At 49.7% G+C, this 15478-nt stretch carries 14 protein-coding genes; 8 read left to right on the forward strand and 6 right to left on the reverse strand.

The annotated features are described in order from the left end of the window. Positions 1–287: 287 nt before the first annotated feature. The 4 genes from ACO0K4_RS10345 (at position 288) to thrC (ending at position 5485) form a co-directional block, all read left to right on the forward strand. Positions 288–2612 carry an FdhF/YdeP family oxidoreductase gene (locus tag ACO0K4_RS10345; RefSeq protein ID WP_422956534.1) on the forward strand — a complete coding sequence of 775 codons (2325 nt, stop codon included), beginning with the start codon at positions 288–290 and terminating at the stop codon, positions 2610–2612. Between the two features lie 13 nt (positions 2613–2625). Next, a complete protein-coding gene (locus ACO0K4_RS10350) occupies positions 2626–2925 on the forward strand; it encodes a hypothetical protein (protein ID WP_422956535.1) in 300 nt (99 codons plus the stop codon). Further along, complete coding sequence (fdhD, locus tag ACO0K4_RS10355) at positions 2907–3797, forward strand: formate dehydrogenase accessory sulfurtransferase FdhD (RefSeq protein ID WP_422956536.1); 891 nt, start codon at positions 2907–2909, stop codon at positions 3795–3797. The genes ACO0K4_RS10350 and fdhD overlap by 19 nt, the downstream gene beginning before the upstream one ends. 227 nt (positions 3798–4024) lie before the next feature. Then, a complete protein-coding gene (thrC, locus tag ACO0K4_RS10360; protein WP_422956537.1) occupies positions 4025–5485 on the forward strand; it encodes a threonine synthase in 1461 nt (486 codons plus the stop codon). Positions 5486–5831: 346 nt separating this feature from the next. Here the strand turns inward: thrC and ACO0K4_RS10365 are convergent, their stop codons facing one another. From ACO0K4_RS10365 to ACO0K4_RS10385, 5 genes are all read right to left on the reverse strand, one after another. Next, positions 5832–6305 carry a DUF6265 family protein gene (locus tag ACO0K4_RS10365; protein WP_422956538.1) on the reverse strand — a complete coding sequence of 158 codons (474 nt, stop codon included), beginning with the start codon at positions 6303–6305 and terminating at the stop codon, positions 5832–5834. Between the two features lie 10 nt (positions 6306–6315). Further along, positions 6316–6852, reverse strand: coding sequence for a glutaredoxin family protein (locus ACO0K4_RS10370; RefSeq protein ID WP_422956539.1), 537 nt, complete (start codon positions 6850–6852; stop codon positions 6316–6318). 123 nt (positions 6853–6975) lie between these two features. Next, on the reverse strand, positions 6976–7926 hold the full coding sequence (locus tag ACO0K4_RS10375) for a GlxA family transcriptional regulator (RefSeq protein WP_422956540.1): 951 nt from the start codon (positions 7924–7926) through the stop codon (positions 6976–6978). A gap of 10 nt (positions 7927–7936) precedes the next feature. Continuing rightward, positions 7937–8869, reverse strand: a complete 933-nt coding sequence (locus tag ACO0K4_RS10380) for an EamA family transporter (RefSeq protein WP_422956541.1) — start codon at positions 8867–8869, stop codon at positions 7937–7939. A 67-nt stretch (positions 8870–8936) separates the two neighbouring features. Further along, positions 8937–9170 (reverse strand): DUF1272 domain-containing protein, encoded by a 234-nt coding sequence (locus tag ACO0K4_RS10385; protein ID WP_422956542.1) that lies wholly within the window; start codon positions 9168–9170, stop codon positions 8937–8939. 306 nt (positions 9171–9476) lie between these two features. On the opposite strand from ACO0K4_RS10385, the gene ACO0K4_RS10390 reads away from it, so the two are divergent. Further along, complete coding sequence (locus ACO0K4_RS10390; RefSeq protein ID WP_422956543.1) at positions 9477–10142, forward strand: 2OG-Fe(II) oxygenase; 666 nt, start codon at positions 9477–9479, stop codon at positions 10140–10142. A gap of 94 nt (positions 10143–10236) precedes the next feature. On the opposite strand, the gene ACO0K4_RS10395 is transcribed toward ACO0K4_RS10390, so the two are convergent. Beyond that, positions 10237–10857: a hypothetical protein gene (locus tag ACO0K4_RS10395; protein ID WP_422956544.1), complete on the reverse strand. Its 621-nt coding sequence runs from the start codon at positions 10855–10857 to the stop codon at positions 10237–10239. A 254-nt stretch (positions 10858–11111) separates the two neighbouring features. On the opposite strand from ACO0K4_RS10395, the gene ACO0K4_RS10400 reads away from it, so the two are divergent. The 3 genes from ACO0K4_RS10400 (at position 11112) to ACO0K4_RS10410 (ending at position 15274) form a co-directional block, all read left to right on the forward strand. Beyond that, positions 11112–11504, forward strand: coding sequence for a VOC family protein (locus ACO0K4_RS10400; RefSeq protein ID WP_422956545.1), 393 nt, complete (start codon positions 11112–11114; stop codon positions 11502–11504). Positions 11505–12132: 628 nt separating this feature from the next. Continuing rightward, the gene (gene leuA, locus ACO0K4_RS10405) at positions 12133–13854 is read left to right on the forward strand and encodes a 2-isopropylmalate synthase (RefSeq protein ID WP_422956546.1); all 1722 of its coding nucleotides are present in this window, start codon (positions 12133–12135) and stop codon (positions 13852–13854) included. A 508-nt stretch (positions 13855–14362) separates the two neighbouring features. Next, positions 14363–15274 (forward strand): PhzF family phenazine biosynthesis protein, encoded by a 912-nt coding sequence (locus tag ACO0K4_RS10410; protein ID WP_422956547.1) that lies wholly within the window; start codon positions 14363–14365, stop codon positions 15272–15274. Positions 15275–15478: the final 204 nt, after the last annotated feature.

Below are 15478 nucleotides of genomic sequence, written 5' to 3' on the forward strand. Positions count from 1 at the left end.
TTTTTTCTAAGGTAGACTTAATCCGTATTAAGCAGTATCGATCAGCGTTAATCAGCGCTGAACAGTAATAAGTAGTAGTCGTATTAGTAGCAGGTAGCAGTAAATGGTAGTAAGTAGTAAGTAGTAAGTAGTCAATAAATCATTCTTTCCTCCGGTTTGTTTCTTTCTTCACCTGGTCTCTTTGTGTATACATTTGGTTCGTTCGGTTTGTTCGCTTCGTTCAATTACTCAATACATAAAGCATGTAAGAAACTGACTGGCTTGCCGTGTTGATGTTTGAGGTTGTTATGAATAAAAAAGTGGTTCAGGTCTATAACCGCCCAGCGGGTGGTTGGGGGGCGCTGAAAAGCGTTGCACAACAAATTATCGAGCAAGGTATTCCTGGCAAAGGCGCAAAGACCCTGCTGTCTGCGAACCAGCCCGATGGTTTCGATTGTCCCGGCTGCGCCTGGCCTGATGCGGATCACACCTCGACTTTTGAATTTTGCGAAAACGGTGCCAAAGCAGTCGCCGCCGAATCGACCGCGCGTCGCGCAACACCGGATATCATCGCCGCGCATACCGTCAAAGAACTCACCACCCATAGCGATTACTGGCTAGAAGGTCTGGGGCGCATGACCCAGCCTATGCAATATGATCGCAGCAGCGACCGTTACCAGGCGATTTCCTGGGAAAGTGCATTTAACTTGATCGCGACGCACTTAAATGCCTTGCCGTCGCCGGACGATGCAATTTTTTATACCTCAGGTCGCACAAGTAACGAAGCAGCTTTCTTATACCAATTATTTGTGCGTGAATTTGGTACGAATAATTTTCCGGATTGCTCGAATATGTGTCACGAACCATCGGGTTTCGCGATGCGTGAAGCGATCGGTGTCGGCAAAGGAACCGTGCTTTTATCGGATTTCCAGATTGCCGATGCAATTCTTATTTTTGGACAAAATCCCGGCACCAATCACCCGCGTATGCTAGGTGAGTTGCGCGGCGCATCGAAGCGCGGTGCGGCGATTGTGTCGTTTAATCCGCTGCGTGAACGTGGTTTGGAAAAATTCCAGAATCCGCAAGACATGACAGAGATGATCAGCGGGCAATCGACGGCGATTTCATCCGACTATTTTCAGCTGAAAATAGGTGGCGATCTGGCAACCGTCAAGGGCATGATTAAATGTGTGCTTGAAGCCGATATAGCGGCGCAGGCTGCCAATGCCAAGCGCATTATCGACGTCGGGTTTATCGCTGAACACACGGCGAATTTTGATCAGTTTGCTGCGGAAGTACTGGCGGAACCTTGGGATGTAATTGTGCGTGAATCTGGCTTGGAACGCACACAGATCCAACGTGCTGCCGATATCTACATGGCCGCCGGCAAAGTCATTGCCTGCTGGGGCATGGGTATTACCCAGCATAAGCATTCCGTCGCCACGATCCAGATGATCGTGAACCTGCTGCTCTTGCGTGGCAATATCGGTCGTCCCGGTGCCGGACCTTGTCCTGTGCGTGGTCACAGCAATGTGCAGGGTGACCGCACTATGGGTATTTATGAAAAACCGAATGCTGCTTTCCTGGATCGGCTTGGACAGGTATTTGATTTTGTGCCGCCACAGGAGCATGGCTACGACACTGTTGGCGCAATTCAGGCGATGCTGGATGCGCCAAATAAAGTCTTCTTCGCGCTCGGCGGTAATTTCGCCACGGCGACACCCGATACAGAACTCACACATAGAGCTTTACAAAATTGCGCCCTGACCGTGCATGTGGCGACCAAGCTCAATCGCAGTCATCTGGTTTGCGGACGTGACGCCTTGATCCTGCCTTGCCTTGGACGTACTGAGATTGATATTCAGGCGACCGGGCCGCAAGCGGTCAGTGTCGAGGATTCCATGAGTATGGTGCATTTGTCCTCAGGCATTAATGCGCCAGCTTCTCCTGATCTTTTGTCCGAGCCGATGATTGTTGCAAGACTGGCTGCATCAACCCTGAAGGGGCGCAGCAAAACCGACTGGATGTGGCTGGTTGCAGACTATGACCGTATCCGCGACAAGATTGCTGCTGTGTTCGATGATTTCGCCGACTTTAATACCCGCGTCAAAGTACCGGGCGGATTTCATTTGCGTAATACTGCATCAGAACGTTTGTGGAAAACGGCGACAAATAAAGCGAATTTTTATGCGCATGCGGTTCCTACAGATTTGCCGATTCATCAGGCACGTGAGAGCCGAAGCTCGCCAGTATTCAATCTCGCGACGATGCGTTCCCATGATCAGTACAACACCACGATCTATGGCATGAATGATCGCTATCGCGGCGTATTTGGTGAACGCAGAGTCTTGTTCATCAATAAGGAAGATATGGCTGAGCTGGCGATGCAAGCTGGCGACTGGGTCGATATCGAGAGTCTGTGTGACGACAATGCGCGACGTCAGGTGAAACGCTTCATGCTGGTGGAATACAATATTCCTCGTGGTTGCCTGGCGGCATATTTTCCCGAAACAAACGGCCTGGTTCCTTTGTCGAGTTTCGCCGATTATGCCCGTACACCGACCTCTAAATCGATCCCGGTCGTGATTGCACCCCATATAGAGACCGCAGTGCTAGCGGCGGTAGTGGAATAGTTTCGGGCAAATAATGACGGAGGATGCACTAATAGATCAACCAGATCGGCCGCCGGGTGCTAATCCGGTTGCCGATCTGGCCGATGCGTTGCTGGCAGAGCTGGTGACGCAGTCTGAACCTGTATCAATCGCACGTTTGAGTAAGAAGCTCCGTGCACGACATAGCAGCTTGTTGCGCTGCGTTGCCTATCTGGCGGATGACTGCATCGGCCAGCAGCCCGGTCTGGGTTGGGTGCATGCCGAGCAAGACGGCGACAGAACGATGCTGGTATTGACTGAAAAAGGGCGTGCAGCATGCATCGCGACAAAATGACTCAACCCGATGAAATGGCACGTGCCAGCCGTCGCTTGCACATAGAGCGGCACAAATTTTCCACCACCACAAGTGAGCGTACCGATGATGCCATTGCGGAAGAGATTCCGGTAGCGCTGGTTTTTAACGGTATTTCGCATGCAGTCATGATGGCGACACCGATGGATCTCGAAGACTTCGCTATCGGCTTCAGTCTGGCAGAGCAAATCGTGGACCGGCCTGATCAGATTTACGATATTGAGTGCATACAAAATATAGCGGCATTGGGTATAGAAGTACAGATCACGATTGCATCCGATTGCTTCGTGCGTTTAAAAGATAAGCGACGCAGTTTGTCCGGCAAAACCGGCTGCGGCCTGTGTGGACTAGAGAGCCTGACGGCGCTGGATCTGGCGACGCCACTCGTCATGCGTGACGTACAGGTCGGCAAGCAGGCACTCGCAAAAGCTTTTGAAGAATTACAGTCTAAGCAACCCGTCAACGCGCTGACCGGTGCTCTACATGCGGCTGCATGGAGTGACTTGGATGGAGAAATACAGATCGTCAGAGAAGATGTAGGCCGCCATAATGCACTTGATAAGTTGATTGGTGCAATGACGGCGGATACTCCGCGTCAGACCTGCGAACAATCAGCCATCTCGTTGATAGCGACATCACTTGCATCCCGGACGGGGTTTGCAGTCATGACGAGTCGTGCAAGCTATGAGCTGGTGCAAAAGGCAGCACGTGCCGGTATCGCGATACTGGCAACCATCTCGGCGCCGACCACACTGGCGATCAGTATTGCCGAACGCGGGGGTATTTGCCTGATTGGCTTCGTCCGTGAACAAGGTTTTGTCGTGTACAGCCATCCTGAGCGTTTAGCCGGATAGGGTGCGGAGTAAGTTATAAATGAAGCTATACCTATCTGATAATGTTTTGCAGGTACTTCACTCCAGTCGCAGATATTTACGTACAACTGACTTTGCACTCAATACAGCCAAAGACGTACAATTGCTCTAAACCGAGATTTGACCAAATTTTCGCAGGCTGGAGCAGGGTAAGGGCGATATAATGCAGAGAATATTCGTCTAACTCTTCCAATTTCGTCAGTCATCCTATGCAATACGCTTCAACTCGCGGATATGCCGCACGCCCCAATTTTTCCGAAATACTCTTAGGTGGTCTGGCTCCTGATGGTGGCCTGTATTTGCCAACATCTTATCCGCAAGTGAGCGGTGAAGAACTCAATGTCTGGCGCACACTGTCTTACGCCGATCTGGCATTGGAAGTGCTCAAAAAATTTGCGACGGATATTCCTGTCGCTGATCTCAAAGCCATCACGGACAAAACCTACACTGCGGATGTCTACCGCAATGTCCGTACAGGCGAAAATGCTGCTCAAATCACGCCTTTGCGGGTTCTGGAAGAGAAGGACGGTCGCAAACTGATATTGCAAGCCCTGTCGAATGGCCCGACGCTTGCCTTCAAGGACATGGCGATGCAATTGCTGGGTAATTTGTTTGAATACACCCTCGCTAAGCATCAGGCTGAACTCAACATTTTTGGTGCGACCTCCGGTGACACAGGCAGTGCTGCCGAATATGCGATGCGCGGCAAGCAAGGCATTCGTGTTTTCATGCTGTCACCGCATAAAAAAATGAGTGCCTTCCAGACTGCGCAAATGTTCAGTTTGCAAGACCCGAATATTATTAACATCGCTGTCGAAGGCGTGTTCGATGATTGTCAGGATATGGTCAAGGCCGTCTCCAATGATCTTGACTACAAGGCCCGCCAAAAAATCGGCACCGTTAATTCGATCAACTGGGCACGTGTTGTCGCTCAGGTGGTGTACTACTTCCGTGGGTATTTGAGCGCGACTAGCAGCAATGACCAAAAGGTCTCATTCACAGTGCCATCGGGTAATTTCGGTAATATCTGTGCCGGACATATCGCTCGCATGATGGGCCTGCCTATTGCCAAACTCGTAGTAGCGACGAATGAAAACGATGTGCTTGATGAATTCTTCCGCACTGGCGTGTACCGAGTACGAAAATCAGCCGAGACCTGGCATACCACCAGCCCTTCAATGGATATTTCCAAGGCCTCCAATTTTGAACGCTTCATCCATGATCTGCTGGATGGTGACAGCGCCCGCGTAGCAGCCTTATTCCGCAAGGTAGAAACGGAAGGTGGTTTCGATTTATCCGGTAAGCCAGGCAGCGATGGCGATGAATTTAATAAAATCGCCCGCTTCGGTTTTGAGTCAGGCAAGTCTGTTCACGCTGATCGCTTGACGACGATACGTCAGGTTGAAAAAAAATATGGCATCACGGTCGATACGCATACGGCCGACGGCATCAAGGTCGCTCTGGAGCGCATAGAGCAAGGCGTTCCCATGATCGTATTGGAAACCGCCTTGCCAGCAAAATTTAATGAAACCATACAAGAAGCGTTGGGGCGAGACGCAGAGCGTCCGGCTGGTTTTGAAAACATCGAAGCCTTACCGCAACGATTTGAGCTAATGACGGCGGATGTCGAAAAAATGAAAGCGTTTATCGCGAGCCACACTGGTTTGTAGAATCGCAGCGAGCCAGAATCTGAAAACCGGACGTATTGAAAAATACTTCCGGTTTTTTTATGAAAACTTCAAAAAAAAACAGATATCAATAGATGAACAATGTCCGGTCTACACACAACGGATACTTTCGTTCGCTCATGTGAGCGAATAGCAATACACAATCATCCAACATTACACACATACACATGCGGGTGAGGACGGGGTAGGGCGCTGGCAAGTTCGTATGCACGACCAAGTCCGGGATAAGATTTAGTTATTATGGGCGCAGGCAGACTACATAATGCAGACAGGGATATGTTCAACACTATCCCTCATTGCAGCATAAGCATACAACCATGCAATCACATCACTTTCCCGCGCAACTTACTTTATGCATGGGGAAGTTAATACCCTTGTCGACATCCTGCAAACGACCTTCAATCCTGCCTAGTAAATTACCATTATCCTGCAAATGGTAAATCACTCTTTGCGGAAATTCCGGACGCAGGTTTTCAAATACAACTTTCTGCCTATCGATGGATAACAGCAAAAAACTAGCTTCGGCCTTGCCAGACGGTTTTGCCGTAAAGATCAGTGCATTTTTGTCTTCGTGTATCCGCATATATTCATACGCCACGGTTTTACCTCCGTGTACAGTGCGTGCCACACCAAGCATGCTGCCGCCTGCCGGTGACAGCCAGTGCTCTTCTGACCCGGCATCGCCGCCGACCGCTTGCCAGCAGCCGCTTAGCCAACTGACATCGTTGATGGTGCTCTGTGCATATAAAGGCAAAGGTAGAACAGTACCCAGCACACAAAGTAATTTCAGAAACCTGCGCATCCGTATCTCCCTAATTTTTTATCCATGGTGCCAGAGCTTGACGCAATCCGGCTTCGCTATATCCATGCATTACTTCGCCGTTGATAACGATTAAAGGGACGCCGCCGCCACCGAGTTTTTTATGCCCCTGATAGCCCTCGGTGGTTTTTTCTGTATCCAGATCCGTATAGGCAATACCATTCGCTTTAAAGAATTCACGTGCGGCAGCGCAATAGCCGCACCAGGTAGTGCCGTATAAAATCACGATGGGTTGTTGCATGGTTTGCCTGCCGTCAGCCGATTGCTGAGTGGTGGATTTGCTGCCAAACCTTCCTGCTGGCTTGAGTTGCCACAACACAGCACCGAGTAGTACGGCAACGAGCAGCCATTTCCAGATTGCAGAATGATCTCTGTCTAGACGATTTGTGCGCGCTGCGGGGTGCAGTAATTGAGGCCGGATGGTGTCGCCCGCCTTGGTGTATGCGACCTGACATGAGGGACATTGCCATGGCGGGCAGGTGTCAGTCTCTTTGCGGATGTAACTGCATTTGGGGCAAATTTGGGTCATGACAGGGTCTCGATCAGAGTACCAATAAATATCTCTCATGATAGCGCAAGATGCTGGCAAATTATGCGGCTTACTTGCATGTGGTTAGACGCTGGCTGTGCTGGTTGTTTGATACCCAGCTTTCTAGCGATGCAGCCCTGGCGGCTCTGCATACGCGTTTCTCCAGACCCGGCGAAATTGCCTGACCGAGCCGAAGCCTGCCGCTTGCGCGACTTGCTCTATCGGCCAGTTAGTTTGGGTTAATAATTTACTCGCCAAAGAAAGTCGAAGGCTACTGATGTAATCCTGCACAGAAATCTCTGCATGGGATTTGAATAAGCGTGTCAGATGGCGGGTACTGGTGCAGGCCAGTTCTGCGAGCAGCGGCAGGCTCCAGGCAAAATCCGGTTGTTTGATAATCGCATCCTGTACTTTGTGTACGACCGGATGGATATGATTGCGATGCATGAACCACGGCGATAATTGCGGATCTGAGCCGGCGCGCCGCATGTACACAACCATATTCCGGGCAACGGCTGTTGCCGTCAACGGATCTGCAATATCACTGATCAGTTGCAAGGCCAGATCAATCCCGGCGGTCACGCCCGCACTGGTATTGATATTGTCATGCTGAACAAATATACGGTTTTCCTCGACACGGATAGAGCTGTCGATCTGCGCCAGGTCCTGGCAATGATCGTGGTGCGTCGTCGCCATGTGACCCGCCAATAGTCCGGCATGCGCCGCCAGCAAAGCGCCCGAGCAGATGCATACCAGCCGGTGTGTCGCGCTGACGTGTTCACGCAACCAGCGCATGCAGGCCTGTTCATGCGCTTCCTGGTACGGAAAATCCATGCCAACCAAACCGGGCAATACCACGATCGCATCGGATTCTATCTGTTCTGGCAGCGGCAATAAAGGACTGAGTTGCAATCCTATAGAGCAGATAATCCGATCCTTGGGGCTGATAAATTTCAGCTCAAAACGAATTTTCTGCTGATAACGGTTCGCGAATAAAAAAGCATCCGCCGGACCCGCTAGATCAATCAGCAAGGTATCTGGCAACAGTAAAAAATAAACGATTTGTGTACGCACGATCGCAGGATCAACGGGTAAACAAAGTGCGGGCACGCTCCAGCAAGCGCGCACCAAACACATTAATCAGCAAGCCGCACATCACGATCAGCGCACCGATGATTTGCAAGGGGCGCAGCGCCTCACCAAGTAAAACCCATGCGGCAGTCAGTCCAATCACCGGCACCATCAGGGTCAGCGGCGCCACCATATGCGTAGGCAGGCTGGACAATAAACGTCCCCACAAGGTATAACCAATCAGGGTCGCTGCCACGGCCAGATACACAATCGTCAACGCAGAAGGCAGGCTCATATTACTCAGGCTATGCACAATTACATCACCGCCTTCAAAAACGAGCGATAGCAAGAGAAATGGAATAATCGGAATCAGTGCACTCCATGACACCAGGCTCAGAACTGCTGTCGGACCAATTTTTTTATTAATTACATTGCCGCTGGCCCAGGATAAAGCTGCGCAAATCGTCAGCGCAAAACCCAATAAACTTACCTGGCTGGCAGAATTTGCAATGCCAGGCATACTAGGAATACTCGCACTGCCAAGCAGTACCAATCCCGCACTGGCAACCAGCATGCCAATCAGGTTACTGGCACGTAGCTTGTCGCCAAATACAATCGCAGACAGGCCGACCGTAAAAAAAGCCTGCGCCTGGAGCACTAGCGAAGCCAGTCCCGCCGGCATACCGACCGCCATCGCCGAAAATAAAAAAGCAAACTGACCGAGGCTGATCGTCAACGCATATGCCGCCAATAATTTAAAGGACACCTTAGGTCGCGGCAAGAACAAGATCGCAGGAAAAGCAACCAGCATAAAACGCAATGCCCCCATCAAAAATGGTGGAATGCCTTTTAAACCAATCTTAATCACGACAAAATTCATTCCCCATAAAAACACGACAATCAGTGCCGTCAATAAATGACGCGTAGTAAGGACGTTTTTAGACATGGAAATAGATGTGCAGTAAATTGAGTGGAGAAGGCCGCAGGGCTTGAGCTTACAACAAAAATGTGAATCAGGTCGCAGGCCTATGCACACGTTCCTGTGACGCCGGATAGTTTATGAGTTTATTCGCCGGCCGAACCGGTCTGGCGACCAGATTGCCACCGCAATTCGGACATATGCCCTTGTACACCTGATCAGCGCAGCTTACGCAAAATGTGCACTCAAAAGTGCAGATGCGCGCCATCTCAGAATCAGGAGGCAGATCACAATCGCAATGCTCACAGTTAGGTCGAAGTTGTAACATGGTTTTTTCTGAAGGAAGAACTGAGGGTGAACTCAGAATATCACGCATATTCTTAAAAAACTGCCTGATCAGAGACCAATTACGGACGTTTTAGGACATCCCTGTAAATGAATTCCGAGGGCGAGTACGATCAGCGTTACTATGAGTGAGTGAACACGCAGATAAACCACTACATGATCTGCCAGATTTTCTCTCCTTCTGTTTGATGAACAAAATTAGCCATACCCGCCGCATGATATTCGCATGCACCTCAGACATCGTCTGATCACCCTATACAGAAAATAATTTCATGTTGATCGCTATTCAGTGAGCATCGTTCCCGCGGACGATGACTCACCATCCACTATGCCAGCCGGTTTTATCAATCATCTCGTTGAATATGGTTGGGCACGTCAGGCAATTTTCCTCGATGCTGACTTAACCCTGGCATTGGCAGCAGAGTGTCAGGGACTCAACGACCAACAATTATTGCGCATTGCCAAGACGGGGCGTGCAACAAAGTCTGACATGCACGTAAGTCCCCAAGCTAAAATACAAATCCAGACAAAAATAGAAGCGCAACTCCGCAGCGATCAGATCAGTTGGTTGTCGGCGGGACAGTCACCGGCTTGTGATCAATATCTGCTGCGGATGGAATCATTGCGACAGCAATTGAACCGTGATCTATTCCTGAACCTGGACGACTACGAAAGTCATTTCGCTTTTTATGCGCCCGGTGCATTCTATGCGCAACACAAAGATCGCTTTCAAGACGATGATCGCCGGACGATATCCGTCGTCATTTATCTGAATCGAGACTGGCAGACAGAGCAGGGCGGCGCATTGCGCCTGCATCTCAGCGACTCAGAGTCCCTGGACATCGCACCCGAAGCAAGCAGTATGATTTTATTTTTGTCCGCCACCATGTTGCATGAAGTATTGCCTGCGACCCGCGACAGATTGTCGTTGGCTGGGTGGTTTCGGAGGAGATAAGGTAAAAGTAGATTTTCTAATTTGATATCATGAACATAAAAATTAGCAGTAATCCACCATATTTACGTCCTTTTGAGCAATCAATTACGCGACACTATTGATTGGTGACATCTCTCTGCATTTGAATAAAAGCGTTCTCGCAGCTTGCATGAGGAGTTCCCGATGTAGGGTGAGTTTCGTTGGTGGCAACTGAGTAAATGCGACGTTGGATTATCGGTAATAAGTGCCAACTTTCAAACAAAGTGACGGTATACCCAGAGTCAGATGCGGCCATTCCCCAGTGATGGACTTCACATGTTAAAGATGTAGATATTCTTTGCACTTTGATCGGGGATTCCGCATAGTCGGCAACGATGAAAAACAGCCCAAGAGAACCAACCGTAGCCATTACATAGCCGATCACGATTGGCGTATTGGTGACAAAAAATGCTGCAGCTCGCACGAATTTGTTTTTGATGAGTTGGGTAGATGCGGCGATCAAGCAGTACGCGAAATATCCGAGGCCTAATGCGCTAAAATTAATGTAGCTAATTGTCGAACTGACTCCAATAGCGATTGCGAATGACAGCAGTACAAGACTGCCAACGCTAATGATAAGTGGTCGACGTAAGCTTTTATCGGGGTTTTTGCCTACAAGTCGAACAACCCAAAAGCATAGCGCCGGACAAAAGACTAAGCTACTCCAGATGATGACTAACGCAAACTGCATGTTCATGACACTTAACTTGTTTTAATATATTAAATAATAAATTAACAGAATGTCAGAATAGTAGCAATTAGTTCAATTTCGTTGTAACCCTTATCAAGCTCGGCTGTCCTTAGTTTTATTCATTAGTTACGCTGTTTGAAAGTACTGCACAACCATAGTTAAGTCTGATTCAGTGAAATTCTGAACTCTAATTCAGTATCAATTCCAAATGCATTTCGTACGAGACTTGTTGTCTGAATAACCGTGAAGCAAACCAAGCCATGTTCTCCCACATCTCCATCGGCATCACAGATTTTCCCAGAGCCTTAACGTTTTATTCTGCGTTGATGGATACGCTGGATTTACGATTGAAATTCTGTGATCATGACAAACCCTGGGCGGGGTGGATGTCTCCGTTTGCTGCTCGTCCTTTGTTGGTAATCGGCCGGCCTTTTAACGGTGAGATTGCTACGGTGGGTAATGGGCAGATGGTGGCTTTGTTAGCGTCTGACCGGGCTGCGGTTGATCGTGCTTATCATGTGGCGCTGGCGTCTGGTGGGCGTTGCGAAGGGGCGCCGGGTTTGCGGCCTGAATATCATCCTGATTATTACGGCGCGTATTTTCGTGATCCTGATGGTAATAAAATTTGTGTCTGTTGCCATGGACCGTTGTAAGTTATCTCGCTGGTTTTTCGCAGTCATGAGTAGCTGTATGTTCGTCATGACGGTGGCATTTTAAAAGACTGTTGGATGTTAAGCAGTCATTTAAATACCACTCATTCGTCAATGGACTGTCACTCGACAGTCGCTAAGTAATTTCCGACATTGTGATTGTTTGCTATTGACAGCCAGAGGTATCGTCGCCTACATTAGTGGCATGTATCTCGCACAATCACAATCCCTACTAGCTCTATCGCACGGCGCCAGCACTTTGCTAGCGCTGCTGCTACTAGCTGCGCCACTACTAAGCGCTGCTCAGTAATTCTCCCTGCTGTTGCTGTATCTCCGGTGCTCAGGCACCACCTCCAAACAAAATAGTCCGACGTTGTAGAAAGCTGGTATATGCACTTTAAGTCCATACTCGTAACGCTCATCTCTGGCGATGTTATCGCTGTGATGATCTTTGCGCGTGCGCTAGCTCTACTACCACTACCGATCGGTTACCTGGCCTAGTGTTCTGTGGCCGTCAGGTAGCCTGGTGCCACAACCGATTCTCTCCCGATTCAAAATTCTCGCTTTATCCAATTATCCAATTACGATAATTGGCCCAATTTGACCCGCATTGACCATAACAGGACTCATCATGATGTTGACTAATCCAGCAGCGAAGTACCGCGCTTTTCCACCTGTGCAATTGACTAACCGTACCTGGCCAGACAAAGTCATTACCCATCCGCCGATCTGGATGAGTACCGATTTGCGCGATGGTAATCAGGCTTTGATCGAACCGATGAGTCCTGAGAAAAAATTGCGATTCTTCGAGATGTTGGTGCAGATCGGCTTGAAAGAAATTGAAGTTGGCTTCCCCTCGGCATCCCAAACGGATTTTGATTTTGTGCGTAAGCTGATTGATGAAAACCGTATCCCTGATGATGTCACGATCATCGTGTTAACGCAGTCGCGTGATGAGTTGATCCGTCGCACCGTAGAGTCGGTTGTCGGTGCAAAACAGGCGATAGTGCATTTGTATAATTCGATTGCGCCAGCGTTCCGTCGCATTGTCTTTGGCATGTCGCGTGAAGAGATTAAAGCCATCGCCGTCAACGGTACCAAGCTTGTCAAAGAACTGGTCGCACAACATCCTGAGACTAAATGGGGTTTTGAATATTCGCCAGAATCCTTCAGCCTGACCGAACTTGATTTTTCAAAAAACGTCTGTGATGCCGTATCCGAAGTTTGGCAACCGACGCCGTATAACAAGATGATTTTTAACTTGCCATCGACGGTTGAGTCGAGCACGCCTAACGTGTATGCCGATCAGATCGAATGGATGCATCGCAAATTGGCACGTCGCGATTCCATCATCATCAGCGTACATCCGCACAATGATCGCGGCACAGCAGTCGCCTCGGCTGAACTGGCCGTGATGGCGGGTGCGGATCGGGTTGAAGGCTGTTTGTTCGGTAATGGCGAGCGCACTGGTAATGTCGATCTGGTGACTTTGGCCTTGAATCTTTATACCCAGGGCGTGCATCCAGGACTCGATTTTTCTGATATCGACATGGTGCGTCAATGTGTGGAGGACTGTAATCAGTTGCCGGTGCACCCGCGCCATCCGTACGTCGGTGATCTGGTGTACACCGCGTTCTCCGGCTCGCATCAGGACGCGATCAAAAAAGGTTTTGCTCAGCAAAAACCGGACGCGCTGTGGGAGGTACCTTACTTGCCGATCGACCCGGCGGATCTCGGACGCAGCTATGACGCGGTCATTCGCGTGAATAGTCAGTCCGGTAAGGGCGGCATGGCGTATTTGCTGGAGCAGGATTACGGTTTGTCATTGCCACGTCGCTTGCAGATCGAGTTCAGCCGTGCGGTGCAGGTGGCGACTGATGCCAGCGGTAAGGAAATTGTCTCCAGCGATATTTATGCGATTTTTAAACAGCAATATCTTGACCAGAAGATTCCTTACGCCTACATCGGACATCGCATGAGCGAGGACACAGCCCAGGCTGAATCGGTTCAGATCGAGGTCGACATCACCCAAAACGGAAAACCAGCGACTCTGCGGGGCCAGGGCAATGGTCCGATTGATGCGTTTGTAAATGCGCTGGGATTAAATATCAAACTCATGGACTATCACGAGCACGCGATCACCTCTGGTGCAGATGCACAGGCGGCTTGCTACGTCGAATTGCGTGTTGATCAGGGCGCGACGCAATTCGGTGCTGCACTGGATGGCAACATCGTCCGCGCCTCATTCAAAGCTGTAATCAGCGCAGTGAATCGCAGCAGGGCAGCGACATCTGTGATTTCAGAGAATGTGGCGCCAGTGTTTGAAGACGCGGTGGCGGTGGCCGTAGTCTGATGCGGTCGCTTTGAGCTTGTCAGAGGGATGTCATATTTCTGATTTTTTCTGTATTCGGTAATGAATCCGCAATCTGGATGCGGCTTCCAGGGGTATTTCACTCCAGAAGGCGCATCGATGTTGCGAATTTGATTTTTGGAATTGTTAAAAACTTCCAAATTAAAATATCCCATCGATAAAACTGACGCAAAAACCAAGACCTCTCACCACAGAGTCACGGAGACACAGAGAAAAGGCAGGAGTAGTAGGAGTGAGTGGTTCCATGCAGTGTCGATTAAAAGGTTTTAGAAATTCCTGATAATCAATCCGCAATGCTGGCGCCGCTTCCAGAGGTATTTCATTCCGGAAGTCGCGCCAGCATTGCGGGTTCGATTATTGAGATATTGAACTAGTCAAGATACGGTTATCCTGAGCCATGCGGTTTGTCGCAGATTCTTTATTCGTAACGCCATCAATGCACTGAATGTTCGTTATGATGATTGCTACTTCCCTCACTTGGCGATCTATCATGCGCAGTTATTCTTACCGGTTATTGAATGTATTTGCAGAAGCGACATTCGGTGGCAATCCTCTATGTGTTTTTGAGCACGCCGATGGTTTAAGTGATGCAGAGATGCAGGCACTGGCTCTGCAATTTAACTTATCCGAGACGGTTTTTATTCTTCCATCCGATCAGGCGACTGCACGGATGCGTATCTTTACGACCGGTGCGGAGATGCCGTTTGCAGGGCATCCGACCCTGGGTACGGCATATGTCGTCAATGAGCTGGTCACGCAATCTCAAGCCCAATCTCAAGCGGAATCAAGCGTACCCAATTGCGTAACACTCGAATGTAAGGCGGGCATTGTTGCTGCCGCGTTGGCACAAGATATCTGGACCTTTATCGCGCCGACTAAGGCAGCGCCGCAAATCCTGTCGTGTGAACTCTCATGTCAGCAAGTGGCGACTATTTTTGGCTTGGATGAATCAGATTTGCTGTGTGAGCCTTTATGGGTGAATACCGGGACAGATCAGTTGCTAATTGCTCTTAACAGCGTCGATGCCGTGCAACGCGCTCAGCCAGATGGTGCGCAGCTGGAACACTGGCCGCCAAACAGCATGGGACGCCGAGTCGCCTATCTGTTTGCCTTTGATGCTGCTGCTCAGGGTGATGCCAGACGCCAGCAAATTCGTTCGCGATATTTCTTTGTCAAACCAGGCGGTGGCGTCAACGAGGATCCGGGTACCGGTTCTGCCTGCGCCAATCTAGGTGGCTGGTGGATCGCAACCGAGCGAGATTTGCCCGCAAGTCTGGCGATTTCTCAAGGTGCGCACGTGCTTCGGCCTAGTCATCTTTATCTCGACATCAGTGCGGAGCGTCAGATCAAGGTCGGCGGCAAAGTGCGTGAGATCGGGCGTGGCGTGATTCAATTGCCATAGGCTGTGGACAATGCTGGTTGTATGGTCGATATTCCCGAAAAACGTCCGTAATAGCAGACGGTGAAGCAAGCCTGCGTTCTGCAAGCGAGCCAAGCTGGGCGCGGTAAGGCTGCATCAACAAAGCCTGAGATCGTTATACAATCTGGTTCATCCAATATTGATTGCTTTCAGTGCTTTTTTAGATTGCCAGAGCTGTTATCGATC

This window comes from Undibacterium sp. RuTC16W (assembly GCF_049339445.1).
GTDB lineage: Bacteria > Pseudomonadota > Gammaproteobacteria > Burkholderiales > Burkholderiaceae_D > Undibacterium.

What these genes read in the sequence shown, in the direction of transcription:
- ACO0K4_RS10345 (WP_422956534.1), top strand. Translation starts at nt 288, where the DNA reads ATGAATAAAAAAGTGGTTCAGGTCTATAACCGCCCAGCGGGTGGTTGG.
- ACO0K4_RS10350 (WP_422956535.1), top strand. Translation starts at nt 2,626, where the DNA reads ATGACGGAGGATGCACTAATAGATCAACCAGATCGGCCGCCGGGTGCT.
- fdhD (WP_422956536.1), top strand. Translation starts at nt 2,907, where the DNA reads ATGCATCGCGACAAAATGACTCAACCCGATGAAATGGCACGTGCCAGC.
- thrC (WP_422956537.1), top strand. Translation starts at nt 4,025, where the DNA reads ATGCAATACGCTTCAACTCGCGGATATGCCGCACGCCCCAATTTTTCC.
- ACO0K4_RS10365 (WP_422956538.1), bottom strand. Translation starts at nt 6,305, where the DNA reads ATGCGCAGGTTTCTGAAATTACTTTGTGTGCTGGGTACTGTTCTACCT.
- ACO0K4_RS10370 (WP_422956539.1), bottom strand. Translation starts at nt 6,852, where the DNA reads ATGACCCAAATTTGCCCCAAATGCAGTTACATCCGCAAAGAGACTGAC.
- ACO0K4_RS10380 (WP_422956541.1), bottom strand. Translation starts at nt 8,869, where the DNA reads ATGTCTAAAAACGTCCTTACTACGCGTCATTTATTGACGGCACTGATT.
- ACO0K4_RS10385 (WP_422956542.1), bottom strand. Translation starts at nt 9,170, where the DNA reads ATGTTACAACTTCGACCTAACTGTGAGCATTGCGATTGTGATCTGCCT.
- ACO0K4_RS10395 (WP_422956544.1), bottom strand. Translation starts at nt 10,857, where the DNA reads ATGAACATGCAGTTTGCGTTAGTCATCATCTGGAGTAGCTTAGTCTTT.
- ACO0K4_RS10400 (WP_422956545.1), top strand. Translation starts at nt 11,112, where the DNA reads ATGTTCTCCCACATCTCCATCGGCATCACAGATTTTCCCAGAGCCTTA.
- leuA (WP_422956546.1), top strand. Translation starts at nt 12,133, where the DNA reads ATGATGTTGACTAATCCAGCAGCGAAGTACCGCGCTTTTCCACCTGTG.
- ACO0K4_RS10410 (WP_422956547.1), top strand. Translation starts at nt 14,363, where the DNA reads ATGCGCAGTTATTCTTACCGGTTATTGAATGTATTTGCAGAAGCGACA.